This is a genomic window from Larkinella humicola, from assembly GCF_008727875.1.
In the GTDB taxonomy this organism is placed as follows: domain Bacteria; phylum Bacteroidota; class Bacteroidia; order Cytophagales; family Spirosomataceae; genus Larkinella; species Larkinella humicola.
The window spans coordinates 1,644,990-1,659,535 of record NZ_VTWS01000001.1 but is presented as its reverse complement, the minus strand read 5'-3'; the positions used below and the strand labels follow the sequence as shown (position 1 = coordinate 1,659,535).

The 14,546-nt window shown below is 54.3% G+C and carries 14 protein-coding genes; 6 read left to right on the top strand and 8 right to left on the bottom strand.

Annotation, left to right across the window (positions count from 1 at the left end; translation table 11 throughout):
- A complete protein-coding gene (locus F0P93_RS07080) occupies positions 1–3,858 on the bottom strand; it encodes a hybrid sensor histidine kinase/response regulator (RefSeq protein WP_150875625.1) in 3,858 nt (1,285 codons plus the stop codon).
- A gap of 297 nt (positions 3,859–4,155) precedes the next feature.
- Between F0P93_RS07080 and F0P93_RS07075 the strand changes: the two genes are divergently transcribed.
- The 6 genes from F0P93_RS07075 to msrA all read left to right on the top strand — a co-directional run bounded on the left by F0P93_RS07075 (position 4,156) and on the right by msrA (position 8,153).
- Positions 4,156–4,656 (top strand): YHS domain-containing (seleno)protein, encoded by a 501-nt coding sequence (locus F0P93_RS07075; RefSeq protein ID WP_150875624.1) that lies wholly within the window; start codon positions 4,156–4,158, stop codon positions 4,654–4,656.
- Positions 4,657–4,681: 25 nt separating this feature from the next.
- Positions 4,682–5,218, top strand: coding sequence for a hypothetical protein (locus F0P93_RS07070; protein ID WP_150875623.1), 537 nt, complete (start codon positions 4,682–4,684; stop codon positions 5,216–5,218).
- A gap of 49 nt (positions 5,219–5,267) precedes the next feature.
- Positions 5,268–6,107 (top strand): DM13 domain-containing protein, encoded by an 840-nt coding sequence (locus F0P93_RS31965; protein WP_150875622.1) that lies wholly within the window; start codon positions 5,268–5,270, stop codon positions 6,105–6,107.
- 19 nt (positions 6,108–6,126) lie between these two features.
- Positions 6,127–6,849: a hypothetical protein gene (locus F0P93_RS07060; protein ID WP_150875621.1), complete on the top strand. Its 723-nt coding sequence runs from the start codon at positions 6,127–6,129 to the stop codon at positions 6,847–6,849.
- 1 nt (position 6,850) lies between these two features.
- Positions 6,851–7,411, top strand: coding sequence for a YceI family protein (locus tag F0P93_RS07055; RefSeq protein WP_150875620.1), 561 nt, complete (start codon positions 6,851–6,853; stop codon positions 7,409–7,411).
- An 85-nt stretch (positions 7,412–7,496) separates the two neighbouring features.
- Entirely contained in the window at positions 7,497–8,153 is a 657-nt protein-coding gene (gene msrA, locus F0P93_RS07050) for a peptide-methionine (S)-S-oxide reductase MsrA (RefSeq protein ID WP_150875619.1), read from the top strand.
- Between the two features lie 90 nt (positions 8,154–8,243).
- Here the strand turns inward: msrA and F0P93_RS07045 are convergent, their stop codons facing one another.
- The 7 genes from F0P93_RS07045 to F0P93_RS07015 all read right to left on the bottom strand — a co-directional run bounded on the left by F0P93_RS07045 (position 8,244) and on the right by F0P93_RS07015 (position 14,538).
- A complete protein-coding gene (locus F0P93_RS07045; RefSeq protein WP_150875618.1) occupies positions 8,244–8,552 on the bottom strand; it encodes a hypothetical protein in 309 nt (102 codons plus the stop codon).
- A gap of 78 nt (positions 8,553–8,630) precedes the next feature.
- A complete protein-coding gene (locus F0P93_RS07040) occupies positions 8,631–9,839 on the bottom strand; it encodes a glycosyltransferase family 4 protein (protein WP_150875617.1) in 1,209 nt (402 codons plus the stop codon).
- A 138-nt stretch (positions 9,840–9,977) separates the two neighbouring features.
- Positions 9,978–10,730, bottom strand: a complete 753-nt coding sequence (locus tag F0P93_RS07035) for a glycosyltransferase family 2 protein (RefSeq protein ID WP_150875616.1) — start codon at positions 10,728–10,730, stop codon at positions 9,978–9,980.
- Positions 10,727–11,302, bottom strand: a complete 576-nt coding sequence (locus tag F0P93_RS07030; RefSeq protein ID WP_150875615.1) for a WcaF family extracellular polysaccharide biosynthesis acetyltransferase — start codon at positions 11,300–11,302, stop codon at positions 10,727–10,729. Before F0P93_RS07030 ends, F0P93_RS07035 begins: the two co-directional genes overlap by 4 nt.
- On the bottom strand, positions 11,262–12,185 hold the full coding sequence (locus F0P93_RS07025; RefSeq protein WP_150875614.1) for a glycosyltransferase family 2 protein: 924 nt from the start codon (positions 12,183–12,185) through the stop codon (positions 11,262–11,264). The genes F0P93_RS07030 and F0P93_RS07025 overlap by 41 nt, the downstream gene beginning before the upstream one ends.
- Positions 12,182–13,360 (bottom strand): glycosyltransferase, encoded by a 1,179-nt coding sequence (locus tag F0P93_RS07020; protein WP_150875613.1) that lies wholly within the window; start codon positions 13,358–13,360, stop codon positions 12,182–12,184. The genes F0P93_RS07025 and F0P93_RS07020 overlap by 4 nt, the downstream gene beginning before the upstream one ends.
- Before the next feature lie 17 nt (positions 13,361–13,377).
- The gene (locus F0P93_RS07015) at positions 13,378–14,538 is read right to left on the bottom strand and encodes a glycosyltransferase family 4 protein (RefSeq protein WP_150875612.1); all 1,161 of its coding nucleotides are present in this window, start codon (positions 14,536–14,538) and stop codon (positions 13,378–13,380) included.
- Positions 14,539–14,546 lie beyond the last annotated feature (8 nt).

The following is a 14,546-nucleotide window of genomic DNA, read 5'->3' as shown; positions in this document are numbered from 1 at the left end:
TTAGGGATTGGCGAGGAGTTGGGTTAAATAATCCCGGATTTGTCGGGTATCAAACTCCGCGGCCCAGTGGCGTAAGCGATTGGCAAACGGACCGAACGCGGAATCGTGTACTTCAAGGTCGGATAGTTTATCCAGAATGCTTCGAATGTCACCCTGCCGGGCCTTGTCCAGCAAGGCATTCAGGTCGTCATGGCCCGGAATGACCAGTTCAGCGGTGTCAGTCGGCGGGGAGGTTACCGGCTTTCCTGTTTCGGAATTATCAGCCGCGTATCGCCAGTGCAAAGCCAGTTGCTCCCCGATTTTAACCAGGAGACTATCTACATCGACGGGTTTGGCGACAAAATCATCGAAGCCCTCGCTGAGCGAACGCTGCTGGTTCTGTTCGAAAACATTGGCGGAAAACGCAATAATTCGGGTGTGCGCCAGTTCCTTCCGGGCGCTGAGCTGTTGCAGGGCTTCAAAACCGTTGAGGTTGGGCATCACCAGATCCATCAGAATCAGATCCGGTTTCTGGCGGATCGCCAGCTCGATAGCGACCCGTCCGTCGATGGCTTCGAGGACGACGAAACCCAGTGTTTCGAGGAGTGACACCACCACCAGCCGGTTGTCGGCGTTGTCGTCGGCCACCAGCACCCGCCGTTGCAGACCCTCGTAGCCCAGAATCCGGCGTCGATCCGGGTGAGTAGTTTCCGGTGCAGGGCCACGCTGGGCCGCCGACAACGGCAGGCTGACGGTGAACATACTGCCTTTTCCGGGGGTGCTGACAACACTCAATTTGCCGCCCATCAACTCGACCAGTTTATCCGAAATGGCTAAACCGAGTCCGGTGCCTTCGATGAACTGTTTTCCGTCCCGCACCTGGTAGAAAGGTTGGAAAATCTCGGTCAGGCGGTTTTCCGGAATGCCGATCCCCGAATCACTGACCCGGAAAACCACCCGGAACTGGCCGGGGCGGATTTCCTGACTGCCAGCAACCAACTCGACGGTACCTTGTTCCGTAAATTTTACGGCATTGCTCAGAAGATTGTTCAGGATTTGTGTCAGGCGTTTTTCGTCGCCGGAAACCACCGCCGGCAGGGGCGTTTCTACCCGGTAGGTAAACGCCAGCCCTTTCTCTTCGGCCCGGATTCGGAAGAACGCCGACACGTTCGCCAGAAGCGCGGGCAGGGCTACCGCCGATTGCTGAAAGTCGAACCGCCGGGCTTCAATTTTGGCAATATCCAGCACCTCGTTGATCAGCGTCAGCAGGTGTTCGCCACTGGTGCGAATAATGCCCAAACCGCGTTGCTGACCGCTGCTCAGGTTGGTGTCGCGCTGGAGCAGTTGCGTAAAACCCAGAATGCCGTTGAGGGGCGTCCGGAGTTCGTGGCTCATGTTGGCCAGAAATTCACTTTTCGCCCGGTTGGCCGCTTCGGCGGTTTCTTTCGCCATCTGCAAACGTGCCGATTGTGCCACCAGCTCCTCTTTTTGCTGAACCACCTGCGCAGTACGGTCGTCCACCAGGGCTTCGAGTTTCAGTTTTTCCCGCATCAACCGGCGGGTGTAATACTGGACAAAGACCGCTATCAGGAAACAACCGATGAGAATATAAAGCGCGTAGGCCCAGGGTTCGCGGAACCAGGGGCGGGTGATTTCAAACGAAAAGCGGCTTTCCCGGCTCAACTGACCGTAGGAGTCGCGGGCGCGAACCAGGAAGGTATACGGGCCGGGGGGCAGGTTGGTGTAGTCTTTGCGCGTTTCCCGACCCCATTTCGACCAAACCGTATCGTCGGCCATCTGGGCATTTCCGGAGAGTTTGTACTGAAACTCATTTTCATTGTCGCCCACAAAACTGGTGGCGGCAAACTGGAACGACAAAGCCCGGAACCGATAGGGCAACGTCAACCGGCCCTGACCGGCGGGAATGCTACCCCCGGCATACAGCAGGGAATCATTGGCCTGCAACCGGACGGCCCGGATCAAAGCCGGATAATCGGGGGGCATGGTCATCTGGGCGCCGTCGTACCGGAACAGTCCCTCGTCATTGCCCAGCCAGACCAGCCCGTTCTGATCGGGATAGATGGCGTAGCCACCCCGACTGATCGGTTTCAGACTCAGGCTGTCACACTCCCAGGTTCCGGCTGCGCTTCGGCGGAGGGCCACTGAAGGTGTGGCAAACCACAGGTTGCGCTGGTGGTCTTCGGCAAGGGAAGGGGCATCGGAGGAGGATTTGGCGAGAAGGGCACTGAATTTCGGATCGATTGCGAACTGTTTGGTGCGGGCATCAAAACGGTACAGACGGCCACCGGCGGCAAACAGCAATCCGTCGGAGGTCGGGAAAACGTAGCTTCCGGTTGCCGGACGAACCCCGAAATTCGAGTGAAAGAGGGTCTGGATCAGGTCTTTATCGAGTTGAAAGAAACCGTTGTGCCGGGTCCCAACCCAGATGGTTCCATCGGCTGCTTCGGCGAGCGAAACACATTCATCCCGGAGGTTCAGTACCCGGCCTGTCTCCTGCCAGCGGTTGTCTTCACGCCGGTAGAGCCGGAGCCCATTGCCCAGAGCCGCCAGCAGCAGATTCGGTTTCTGGCGGGGCCGGAGGAGGGCATGAACCGTCTGGTTTTCAGTCGGAAGTGTTTCTACAATCCGGTTCTGCCGAATTCGCCAGATGTAGCCTGCCGCACCTGCCAGTAAATCCGTTCCATCGGTTAGTAAAGTTGTAGTGGATGCGTCGGTACCAGATACCATTTCAAAACGGTGGGTCGGGTTGTTCCAGTAAAATACGCCCAAACCGGTTCCGATGTAGAGTACGCCCGCGTGCCTACGAATGGCCCAAACCGTGGAACGGACGTTCAGGCTGCTTTCGAAACGGCTGACAGGCAGGTTGGTTTCCACGCGGTCGAGGCCACTGCCGGTGCCAATCCAGAGCGACTTTTCACGATCCTGAAACAAACTCAGAACCGCATTCCGACGCAGCCCGTTGCTTTCATCGATCCGTTGCAGTTCCTGTCCCTGGTGGTTCAGAATCCGGACCCCGCCCCGGGCGGTTCCAATGATGTACTGGTGCGTGCCCGCTTCGGGATTGGGAATGTAAATGGCCCGGCTGACACGAGCCTGGTGCAGCCAGTCATCAGCCTGCGTCGGAAACGGTGAAACGCTGGCTTTCAATGGGTCATAGCGAAAAAGCCCACCCTGGCATGTAACTACCAGCAACTGATGATCGCCGGGAAACGGCAAAACCGACTCGATGGTTTGGGTGGTCAGCCGCTCGGTTCCGGGGGGCACCTCCAGGGCACCAGATCCGGATCGGGCGGTGTTCAGGCGGAAAAAACCGCCGTTCCGGGTTTGCAAAAATACCGTATTGTTCAATACACTAACGTGCCGGATGCCGGCCGGGATGGGCCAGATGGTCATAGGTTGACCGGGCAGGTAGCGGTATATTTTTTGAGATGTGCTAAAATAAACGCCCATATCTGTACAGAACACCCGGGCTACTTTGGGCAGCGTGCGTTCGGCCGGGGGCAACTGATCGCTGAGGGAAACGTAGCGGTTTACGCCCCTTTGGTCGGTTTTGAGGTAGCCAAAGTTCGTGTCGGTTCCGATGTAAACCGTGCCGGCGGTGTCGGTTGCTACGGCGCGGGCGTTGGTGCCGGTGACGGGTAATCGTGTCCAGGTACTGGCATCGAATTCCAGCAGACCGTGTTGGTTGCCGAAGTACAAAACGCCCCGGTTATCCTGCGCAATGGCCCGGTTTTCGGGGTGAGCCTGGTAGACTTTGGGGGCGTAATGCTGGATAAACGGCACCCCCGCGGGCTGGCTATACGCAGCCCCGGTCAGGACATCCAGGATGATGATCAGCAGAATTACAAACGATTTCATTGACCAAGTTAACCGCAAAATTCATTCCGTTGCCCTTTGCGGCCGTAAATACGCTTCTACTCATTGCATCGGGTTAAAGCAGGCTGATGCCGGTGCCGTAATTCCGGTTCATATTCCCGAAATAGCGTGACTCTCCCGACATATCAAAACCGGCAGTTCGTCCGGGAACTCAGGACAACGTTCTAAAAAACCGCTTTCCGGACTGCTGGCGGTGTTTTCAGGGATCTGGCACCGTAGGGCATGTTATTTGGCTACTGGATAGGGAGTTCACCTGATTGATGACGAATCTTGAAAAACATGAACACCCACCTAATCCGGGCGCGGACCCCGTTTGCCCATCTTCTCATTGGCAGTCTGCTTTGGCTCCTGACGTTTTCGGCGGCACAGGCCCAGCGGGAGGCCATGCTTGCCAAACACGCCAACGTAGACGAAGGGCTGGCCATTCAGGGCTACGACCCGGTAGCCTATTTCACGGCAAAAAAAGCCACAAAAGGCCAGAAAACGATTTCTACCCAGTATCAGGGAGCCACGTATCGGTTTGCGTCGGTTGCCAACCGGGACCGGTTCCTGAAAGCCCCCGAATCGTATGCTCCGGCCTACGGCGGCTGGTGTGCCTACGCTATGGGCGATTCGGGCGAAAAAGTGGAGATCGATCCGGAAACGTTCGAGGTGCGCGACGGTCGGCTGTACCTGTTCTACCACACTTTTTTCAACAATACACTGCCCAAGTGGCAAAAAGACGAGCCAAATCTGCAAAGAAAAGCGGATCAGAACTGGCAAAAACTACTAAGCAACTAACCGACTTTTCCACGCCTGACCTTTCATGAAATTACAGGACACTTCGGCCCGTCTGTTGAGCCAGCTCACGGCGGTGATCGCCCAACTTGAACCCCACGAATACACGCGTCCACTCAATTTGCTGATGGGGAGTTCGGTGGGGAAACACCTGCGGCACATCATCGAATTTTATGCACTTTCGCTGACGGCCTACCACACCGGTTACCTTAATTACGACCGCCGGGTTCGGCAAGAGTCACTGGAAAATAGCCCGGCAGAAGCCGTGGTTGCCATTCAGCAGATGATTGCCCAATTGGCCTGTTGTACGGAAGACCGCCTGCTGGACCTGGAAGCGTCGTATTCGCCGGACGCGATCCCCGATGTGGCCATTCTGACGACTTTTTACCGCGAATTGCTCTACAACATCGAACACGCGATTCACCACAGTGCCATCATTCGCATTGGCCTGGAAGCGGTTTTTCCGCACGTTCAGATACCGGCTCATTTCGGAGTGGCTCACGCTACGGTGGCTCACCAAAAAAGACCGTCTACCGCTCAATCGGAAAAAAACCTGGTGAGTTAACCGTCGGCTACAATCCATTTTATCTCATTCACTCCATCTCTCATTCGCTATGAAACTCTCATCCCTTGTACTCTGGCTGGCCCGGCTTGTGGCCGCTGGTATCATGCTCCAGACGCTGTTTTTCAAATTTACAGCCGCTCCCGAAAGTGTTTATATCTTCTCAACCCTGAACATGGAGCCCGGCGGGCGGATTGCCAGCGGGGGGGCCGAACTCCTCGCGTCGGTTTTGCTGCTGATTCCCCGAACCAGTTGGATGGGGGCGTTGCTGGGCGTCGGCATCATGATTGGAGCTATTGGTGCCCATTTGACGGTTTTAGGCATTGAAATTCAGGGCGATGGCGGGTTGCTGTTTGCCTATGCCCTGGCGGTATTGGTCACCTGTCTGTACGTTTTGGCCGTCAGCTACCGACAGGTGGTAGCCACCATCCGGTATCCGGGGCGCTGGCGGCAGTTTGTGGTTTGGCTGGTGATTTTGGGTGGACTGTCGGGCTGTGCCAAAGACCCGGAACTGACGCCGGTCGGGACGGTTGACAAGCCGGTCAGCACAACCGATAACACCAAACTATTCGACGCAACAGGGCAGCAACTGCTCGTGGAAGGCATGTTTATGAACAATGTCCATACGGTGAAAGGAACGGTGAAAGTGTATGAGAAAGCCGGGAAACGAACGATTCTGTTTGAGAATTTCAGTACGGATGGCGGGCCGGATCTGCGGATTTACCTCGCGGAAGATACCAGCCTGACCAATTTCATCGAAGTACAGAAATTAACCAATACCGGTTCCTTTTTTCTGGAAGCTCCGGCATCCTTCAATCCGTCCCGCCAGCGGACCATCCTGATCTGGTGCAAGGCCTACAGTGTTTTATACGGCCACGCCAAACTACAATAGCCTTTTAACCCGAACCGTTATGAAACGATTCCTTGTCTTTTTTCTCCTGTCATTGCCCGTGGTCGTCCTGGCACAGTCACCCCACAAACCGCTGACCCGAACGATTGATCTGAGTGTTGCGGCCAAACCTGATTTCGGTACGGCGGCACTGACGATCAGCCAATTGCACGGCATCGGGCGTTCGAACCGATTTCGGCTGGGCTACGGATTGCGGCTCACCTCGGCTTTCGGCAGCAGACTCGACTACATCACGGCCCCGGCCCGGCTAACGTCCGGCACCGAAAGCATCGTCGCACTGTTTACCGAGAACATTCTCACCAACCTGGACACGCTCCAGCTAAACCGCACCCGTACTACCTCGCTCAACGCCAGCATTCACATCGAGTTCGCCCTGACGCAGCGGTTTGAGGTCGGCATCAACATCGACGCCATTGGGGTGACGCTGGGTGGGTCGCAAAGTGGGGTTTTCTACGCCAATGACCCGGCGCGGTCGTCGCTGAGTGGAACGGTGCAACCCGCCAGCCCAACCCGGTTTAACATCCTGCTGATCAGCGACAGCGACCGGGGCAGTCTGAACTCGGAAGCGTATGTGCGGTATCGGTTTACGCCGAAAGTGAGTTTGCGGGGTGGTATTGGTTTCCAGTTCGTAGAGTATACCACCGACCGCAAACTGACCTTCGAGAACGACCGGTTTCGCAGTAAAAATGCCATGCCGATGTTGGCGTTAGCCTACCATTTTTAAGATGAAAAACGCCTTTCTAACCCTGATTACGGTCCTGCTGATCGACCTGTGCGCGGTTGCACAAATCAACTGGAAACCCACCAAAGCAACGGTGACGTTCAGCATCCGAAACGCGGGTCTAACCGTCACCGGAACCTTCGGCGGTTTTTCGGGAGACCTGATTTTTGATCCGGCCATGCCCGGAAAAACGCAGCTTTCAGCGAGTGTGGAAACCGGGACCCTCGAAACCGGTATTGGTCTGCGGAACAATCACCTGAAAAAAAAGGAGTATTTCGACGCAGCGACCTACCCCCGGATCAGTTTGCGCTCTACCCGCATTGAGAGGCAGGAAAATGACGCCTACACCGGCACGTTTGAACTGACGATTAAAAACACTACCCGCGCCGTAACGATTCCGCTCACCATTGTCCAGAAAGGCATGACAGCTACATTCTCGGGTCAGTTTACGCTCAACCGGCTGGATTACAAGGTCGGAAAATCCGGTCTGCTGATGGGAAATGAAGTAACCGTTCAGGTGGTGGTGCAGACGCAGCAAGTCACAACTCCGGTGACGAAACGATAAGGTAGTTGTCTGGTCTCTGCCGTCCGGCTGGCCTGAACGGCGTTTCGCTGGAATTTGTTCAGAAAGTTATAAACCAATCTTTGTTATGAAATCCATCAAAATTGTTGCGTTGAGTCTGTTGTTCCTGGTGGGATGTACGCCTGCAAAAACGCAGGATACCAACCCGGCTAAACTACCGGTTCTGAAACCCGGTGAAGCGGTAGCGACCTTTGCCGGCGGCTGTTTCTGGGCGCAGGAAGAAGGCTTTGACCAACTGAAAGGCGTTCGGGAAGTGATTTCGGGTTACGCCGGGGGCTTCGTGAAAAATCCAACGTATGAGCAGGTAGGAACCGACGAAACCGGTCATGCCGAATCGGTTCAGGTCTACTATGATCCGAATGTAATCAGCTACAACGATCTGTTAGAGGCTTTTTTCGCCGGTCATGATCCCACGACCCTCAATCGCCAGGGACCGGATGTCGGTCGCGATTACCGTTCAGTAGCCTTTTACCGCACTCCTGCCGAGAAACAGGCCATTGAAGCCGCTATTCAGCGTACCAATGGCTCCAAACACTACAAAAACCCGGTAGTAACGGAAGTCTTGCCGTTGAAGGAGTTTTATCCGGCGGAGAACTATCACCAGAACTATTGCAGACTGCACCCCAATCAGCCCTATATTCAAAGCGTGTCACTGCCCAAAGTAGAAAAGCTTCGGAAAGCCATGAAGGGAAAGTTGAAGAGTGAAGGGAAGACGAATTCGTAATTGGTTCATAGTTTAGAGTTTGTGATTTATAGTGACAAATACGCGATTTTGTGCGCCAGCCAGTATAAACCACAAACTCTAAACTATAAATTATTGATCATCCGGCTCAATCTCCATCGTCAAATCGTCGATGTCGCCTTCGTAGGCCAGCGAGTTGGAGCGGTTTTCGGCGGTGTTGATGGCAGTGTGGGTGTCGGTATACAGCAGCGTATCCGTGGCTTCGTCGTCGCCTTTGTTGTACGTATCTTCGGAGCCTAGACCCAGATCGGTATACATCGGAGCCGTATCCGCTTCAGTGAGGGGCGGCAGGCCATCCTCATTTTCCATTGATTGCGACTGACGGTAATTGCCGGGTTTAGGGGAATCGGCGGCCGAGTCTCCTTTGGTCTGATTTTCCATGGTTCGTCCATTTTAAGTATGGACGTATAACAAACGAGAACCCCGTTTGTTGGCGAAGACCGGCGTCGGAGCCGTTGCTTACAGGTATCTCAAAAAGTTTTTTCCAGACAGGGCATTGACCAATTGGCTGGCGTAGAGGCCTTTCCGGCGTTGCTTGTCAATAGCCTGAACGCGCGCCCGCATCTTCAGAAAAACGCCGGTGGCCATGTAGAGGAAAAACATCCCGATCAGGATAAACAGCGAAACCGTGTTGGTGATGTCGCGGTGAAAAAGGAAAAACAGAACCGTATTCACCAGCGAAATCGTGCAAAGCACCGCCGTGGCCGCTGCGTGCGTCAGACCGTTGTCGATCATGATGTGGTGCATGTGGTTGCGGTCGGCCGAGAAAGGCGAACGACCGGCCATGATCCGCACCAGAAAAACCCGCAGGGTGTCGAAAATCGGAACGATCAGCACCACGATGGCAATGATCGGCGCGTTGAAAAACGAGGTCGGATCGAACCGGAACGAGTTGTTCAGGTTGATAAACCGGACGGCAAAAAACGAAAGCAGGAAGCCCAGAATGAGCGATCCGGTATTCCCCATGAAAATCTTGCTGGTGTGCGAAAAATTAAACCGCAGAAAACCGACCAGTGCGCCCGACAAGGTGAACGCCAGACACGCCATCGCAAAGTGATTGGTGAGCAGAAACCAGCTTCCGAATGTCAACGCTGCCAGGGTAGAAATGGCCCCCGCCAGGCCGTCGATGCCGTCGATCAGGTTGATGGCGTTGATGATCGTTATGAAAATGAGGCAGGTAATGATGACCGAAAACACATCGTTGATGTGGTACAGACCAAAAATACCATACAGATAGTCGATCCGCAGTTTTCCGAAGAAAATCAGAATCAAAGACGGCAACACCTGGAAGAAAATCTTTTTGTTGGGGTCGATGCCCACCATGTCGTCTTTGATGCCGATGAAAAACAGAATCGACATGCCGACAATGGACAGGTTGGTGCGGTAAATATCGGTCTGGTCGATGGCCGGCCAGAGGAAATAACTAATCAGAATGGCGGCAAAGATGGCAATCCCGCCGAAGGTCGGGGTGGCCGTTTTGTGGGAGCTGCGTGAGCCGGGTTTCTCCATGAGAAACTTCAACTCCGAAATTTTGATGACAACGGGTATGGATACAACGGCTACAAAACAAGCTACCAGAAACGACAGGAGGCACTGGTAAAGTCCCAGTTGGAACAGATCGTCGGTAAGTTTATTTTGGATATAAGAAAGAAGCAATTCCAGATTCATAGGGACAGGTGTGATGATACGTTGGTTATAAAATCACATGGACAGAGCGTAAATGTTACTGTTTTCTATTTTTGGTACAATCAAAACTGACTAAGTGGTATGGTATTTTTATCATGCGGTGCAAAAAACGCTTATTTTTCACAGCTTTGGTAATAGCTGGTCAAGTTTTCTGAGTGGTTTCAGAAAAAGTGTAAAAAAATAAGGTCGCAAACCGTTTAATTTCCACCCCTGACGGTCTTCGCGATTGGCCCGCCAGCGGTGTTTCAGTGTCGCGTTGCTCATGCCGCCCGAACGCATGGTCACCAGCACTTCGGGCAGGTAACTGAGTTTGATTTTGTGTTTGTGGATGTACCGCAGCAGCAGTTCATAATCGGAGGAGCTTTTCAGTTCGAGCGTATACCCGCCTAGTTTTTCATACACCGACCGCCGGATAAAGCAGGTCGGGTGGGGGGGCATCCAACCCCACAGAAAGGCACCCTCTTTGTATTCGCCCACTTTCCAGTAGCGATCAATTTTCTGCGTATTTTCCGCATTGACGTAAATGACGTCGCCGTACACGGCATCACAGTTCGTCTTGTCGAAAAGCTGGACCACTTTTTCGACCACCTGGGGATGGTGGTAAAAATCGTCGGCATTAATAAGACCGATGACGTCGCCCGTGGCCAGCCGGATGCCTTTGTTAATCGCATCGTACAAACCCTTGTCAGGCTCCGAAACGAAGCGGGTGATGCGGGAACCGTAGGAGCGGACTACCTCGGCCGTGTTGTCGGTCGAATTGCCGTCGATGACGATGTATTCAATATCGGGATGGGTCTGGTTCAGCACGGATTCGATGCTGTCGCGAACCGTTCCTGCGCCATTGAACACCACCGTTATGATCGTTACTTTCATTGGATTTCGCGGTTTTTAACCCAGACGGCCGGGTTGCCCTGGTAGATTCCGTAGGCTTCGAGCGGCTGGGTGGCCACCGACCCCACCGCAAGAATGGCGTGGGAGTGGCAGGTAACCCCGGGGCATACGACCGATTTTGCACCGATCCAGACGCCGTTGTCCAGGTGTATGGGTTTAACAAATAAATCGAACGTTCGGCTCCGGTAATTGTGATTCCCGGTTTCGAGCATGGCTCCCTGCGAAATGCAGACGTGGTTGCCGATGGTGACCGGAGCCAGGTTGTCGATCCAGACGCCTTCACCGATCCAGACGTGATCGCCGATGGTGAGAAACCATGGGAACTTGATGTTGACCGCCGGTTTGATGGCCAGACCTACCCCGATTTTGGCTCCAAACAGGGTGAGAATCCACTTTTTGACCCGCACCGGAAGGGGCAGATACGAATTGATGGAGACCGAACTCACCAAAAACCACAGGATGATTTTGAGCCTGGAGCCGGGGTTCCACCAACTGTTGTTGTAAACCGACAGGTCAGTGCTGACCCGGCTGCCGGGCCTGGAGGTCTTTTCCATATTCTGTTCGGAAAAAATCGATAATCGCTTGTTTATCCGTGCCTACCCGGTGATAGACTTCGTACAGTTTGGCATCGACCAGAAACCGGTACCAGAGTCCCTGCAAAAAATGCCACATCAGTCCGGGGCGTCCGTCCAGCACACCCAGCCGCACGATGTACCGGTACAGAAAATACACCACCGGCCGGGTGAACAGCGGCAGCGACGCATACCGCTGCTTCAGATACCGTTTGCGTTGTTCCTGCGTTCCAAAAAACTTCGGTTCAACCCGAATCGACTGGTCAAAGTTAAAGCGAATGTTGAGAATATCGATCACTTCGCGGATGGCGTACAGGTTATGTTTTTGGGTCCACCACGTTAAATTGTTGAGGTTGTGATCCACCAGATCGTGCCCGAACTGGATGGAGCGGCCCGTCGACAGTTTGATGTGTTCATCCATCCAGCTTTCCTCGCAAATGCCCTGTCCGCTGCGCCAGATTCGGAGCAGCCAGATCGGGTAATAATCGCCGTGACGCATCCAGCGGTTCATGAACATCACCCGGCGTTTGACGTAAATACCGCTGACATCATCGGGCAGGGTCGTGAGCCGGGTGTTGATTTCGGTTGCCAGTTCGGGCAAAACGTACTCATCGGCATCCATCCGCATGAGCCAGGTGGTCTGGAACGGGATGTGACGGATGCCGTAATTGAACTGCGTCGCGTAATTCACCCAGGGATTCTGAACGACAACGGCCCCCATCGCCCGGGCAATTTCAACGGTTTGATCGGTTGAAAAGGAGTCGACGATGAAAATCTGTTTGGTAAACGGGAGCAAACTGGCGATGCACCGGCCAATGTGTTTTTCTTCGTTGTGGGTCAGAATGATGACGGAGATCGAACTCATGCGGGATGGGATTCAGAGCGTTGGTGAGAACTGAAAACCAGATTTTGGTATTCCTGAAGCAGTTGATGACCAACTACTTTAATTTCATACTGGCTCCGGACGAGTTTGCGGGCATTACTTCGCAGCGTTTCGGCGTAGTCGGCCTGGTGTAAAACCGCATCCAGATGGTTGGCAATCGATTCCGGGTTTAGATCGGTCAGGCAAGCCGCCTGAATTTGGCCCACCTGGCGACCCAGGCCTACGCGGTCGGAAATCACCGTCGGCACCCCGGCGGCCATGGCTTCCAAAACCGCCATCGACAAACCTTCGGAGTAGGAGGGCAGCACAAAAACATCGGCATCGGACAGGGCCGCCAGCTTGGTTTCACCGGTGAGCATCCCCACCAGCCGGATCTGTTTTTCCAGTCCGTTCTGGCTGATGAAGTGCTGTGCCTGGTGCTGGTAGCCGTCGTCGGAACCCGCCAGCACCAGCACCGCATCCGTATGCTGGCGGCAATAGTTCCGAAACGCTGGTAACAACAAATCCAGTCCCTTTTTGACGTTCAACCGGCTCATAAACAGCACCATTCGCTGGTTGACGTCCAGGTTGAATTCCTTTTTGAACTGGCCTTTGGGTGGTAAAGTGGCAAAATCCGCGACTTCAATGCCATTCGGAATCAGAACGATTCGCGGGTGTTTATAGCCCAGATAGGTTTCCACATCCTGCCGCTCGTCTTCATTCAGAATGTGTATCAGATCGGCCCGGGACATGAATTTCTTTTGGACCAGAAAATCCATCGTTTGTTTTTTCCAGCGACTTTGCCGCAACGCCCAGGCGTCCAGAACGCCGTGAACGGTGATTACTTTCGGTACGGTTTGATCGACCAGAAAAGGAGCGATGCTGCCAAAATGCCACAGACCGTGGCAATGAATGATGTCGTAGTTGGCACTGTGGGCTTTCAGATACCGGTAAAGATCGAGCGAAACTTCCCGGAAAAACCGGCTGATGAACGGCGTTCGCAGACAGGGAATGACCCGGCTGCCTTCCGGGGCCGGATACAGTTTGTCGCCGGGTGACATCGGACTCAGAATATCGACCTGATGGCCTGCCGCCACCGCAACCTGCGTATGGTCGTAAATCATCCGGGCCGGGCCACCGATGGACCAGGTATAAGCACAAATGTGGAGGATTCGCATACGATGGTTCGAAATAACTAAGTACGGGTCACTTTCACAAATCCGGCCAGCATTTCCCGGGCAACGGTTTCCGGGGTAAAACCGGCAATGATGTCGGCCGAAACCCGCCCCATGGCTTTCCGGTCAACTCGTTCGTTCATAAAGTTCAACAGGCATTTCACGAGTTCGTCTGGCCGTTGCGGGTCGAAAACGTAGCCGTTTTGGCCGTTTTTCACCAGATCGGTCGCGCAGCCACAGCGGTCCGACACCACCACCGGCATGCCGCAGGCCATGGCTTCGTTGACCACCAGCCCCCAGGGTTCCGACAAGCTGGGCAACACCAGCACATCGGCCAGCGCCAGCGTTTCGGGAACGCGGTGCCAGGGTTGATTGGGCAATATTTTGACAAATTCCTGTAGATGAAGCCGTTCAATCTGCGCTTGAAGAACCGCTTTCTGGTTGCCGTCGCCGAGCAGCAGCAACCCCCAGTCGGTCGACTCCGCAGCCTGTTGCCGGGCTTGCTGAAAAGCGTCCAGCAAAGCCGTCAGATTTTTTTCGGGAGCCAGGCGACCCACATACACAAAATTGGCCGGTTTTAGACCCAACTCCCGTTGTTTCGCCAGCCGGGTCGGGAAGGCCTGCTCGTAGACTTGCCGCAATTTGGCGTTGTCGACAACGGCGTTGTTTTTCACCAGAATCTGTTCGGGTCGGGCACCCAGTTGCATCAGGTACTGGGCTTGGGGAGTTCCAAAACAGAAAAAACCGTTGGCCATCGAAATGATGCGCTTTTTCAGCCATTCGCGGGGTCCGCTGCGCACGAGGTCGACGGGGGTGGATTCGGTTTGAATAATGACTTTGATGCCGCTGAGTTTGGCAAGTGTCATCAGGATCAACTGGGCGGGGTCGTAATAACCCGTCAGTAACAGCACATCGGGACCGTAGGCGCGCATCCGACTCGCCAGCGCCCTGCTTTTGGCGGAGGTGCTAACCTGCTCGATGTACGTATCAAAAAGCAGTTCGTAGCTGTATTGATCCGGCAGTTGATCCGGTTTCCCCAACAGAGCCCGGGATTGTTCGCTTTGGGCAATCTGCAACACATGCACGGTGCTGCCAAAGGCCGAAGCCAGCCGATGGAGTTCGCTGAAAACCGTTGCTTTGTAGTGTGCCCACAGGATGTTGTGAACAATCAAAATCTTCATAGAGATGG

Bases quoted from the DNA above. Each gene is read 5' to 3' on its own strand.
- F0P93_RS07080 (WP_150875625.1), bottom strand. From the start codon at position 3,858: ATGAAATCGTTTGTAATTCTGCTGATCATCATCCTGGATGTCCTGACC.
- F0P93_RS07075 (WP_150875624.1), top strand. From the start codon at position 4,156: ATGAACACCCACCTAATCCGGGCGCGGACCCCGTTTGCCCATCTTCTC.
- F0P93_RS07070 (WP_150875623.1), top strand. From the start codon at position 4,682: ATGAAATTACAGGACACTTCGGCCCGTCTGTTGAGCCAGCTCACGGCG.
- F0P93_RS31965 (WP_150875622.1), top strand. From the start codon at position 5,268: ATGAAACTCTCATCCCTTGTACTCTGGCTGGCCCGGCTTGTGGCCGCT.
- F0P93_RS07060 (WP_150875621.1), top strand. From the start codon at position 6,127: ATGAAACGATTCCTTGTCTTTTTTCTCCTGTCATTGCCCGTGGTCGTC.
- F0P93_RS07055 (WP_150875620.1), top strand. From the start codon at position 6,851: ATGAAAAACGCCTTTCTAACCCTGATTACGGTCCTGCTGATCGACCTG.
- msrA (WP_150875619.1), top strand. From the start codon at position 7,497: ATGAAATCCATCAAAATTGTTGCGTTGAGTCTGTTGTTCCTGGTGGGA.
- F0P93_RS07045 (WP_150875618.1), bottom strand. From the start codon at position 8,552: ATGGAAAATCAGACCAAAGGAGACTCGGCCGCCGATTCCCCTAAACCC.
- F0P93_RS07040 (WP_150875617.1), bottom strand. From the start codon at position 9,839: ATGAATCTGGAATTGCTTCTTTCTTATATCCAAAATAAACTTACCGAC.
- F0P93_RS07035 (WP_150875616.1), bottom strand. From the start codon at position 10,730: ATGAAAGTAACGATCATAACGGTGGTGTTCAATGGCGCAGGAACGGTT.
- F0P93_RS07030 (WP_150875615.1), bottom strand. From the start codon at position 11,302: ATGGAAAAGACCTCCAGGCCCGGCAGCCGGGTCAGCACTGACCTGTCG.
- F0P93_RS07025 (WP_150875614.1), bottom strand. From the start codon at position 12,185: ATGAGTTCGATCTCCGTCATCATTCTGACCCACAACGAAGAAAAACAC.
- F0P93_RS07020 (WP_150875613.1), bottom strand. From the start codon at position 13,360: ATGCGAATCCTCCACATTTGTGCTTATACCTGGTCCATCGGTGGCCCG.
- F0P93_RS07015 (WP_150875612.1), bottom strand. From the start codon at position 14,538: ATGAAGATTTTGATTGTTCACAACATCCTGTGGGCACACTACAAAGCA.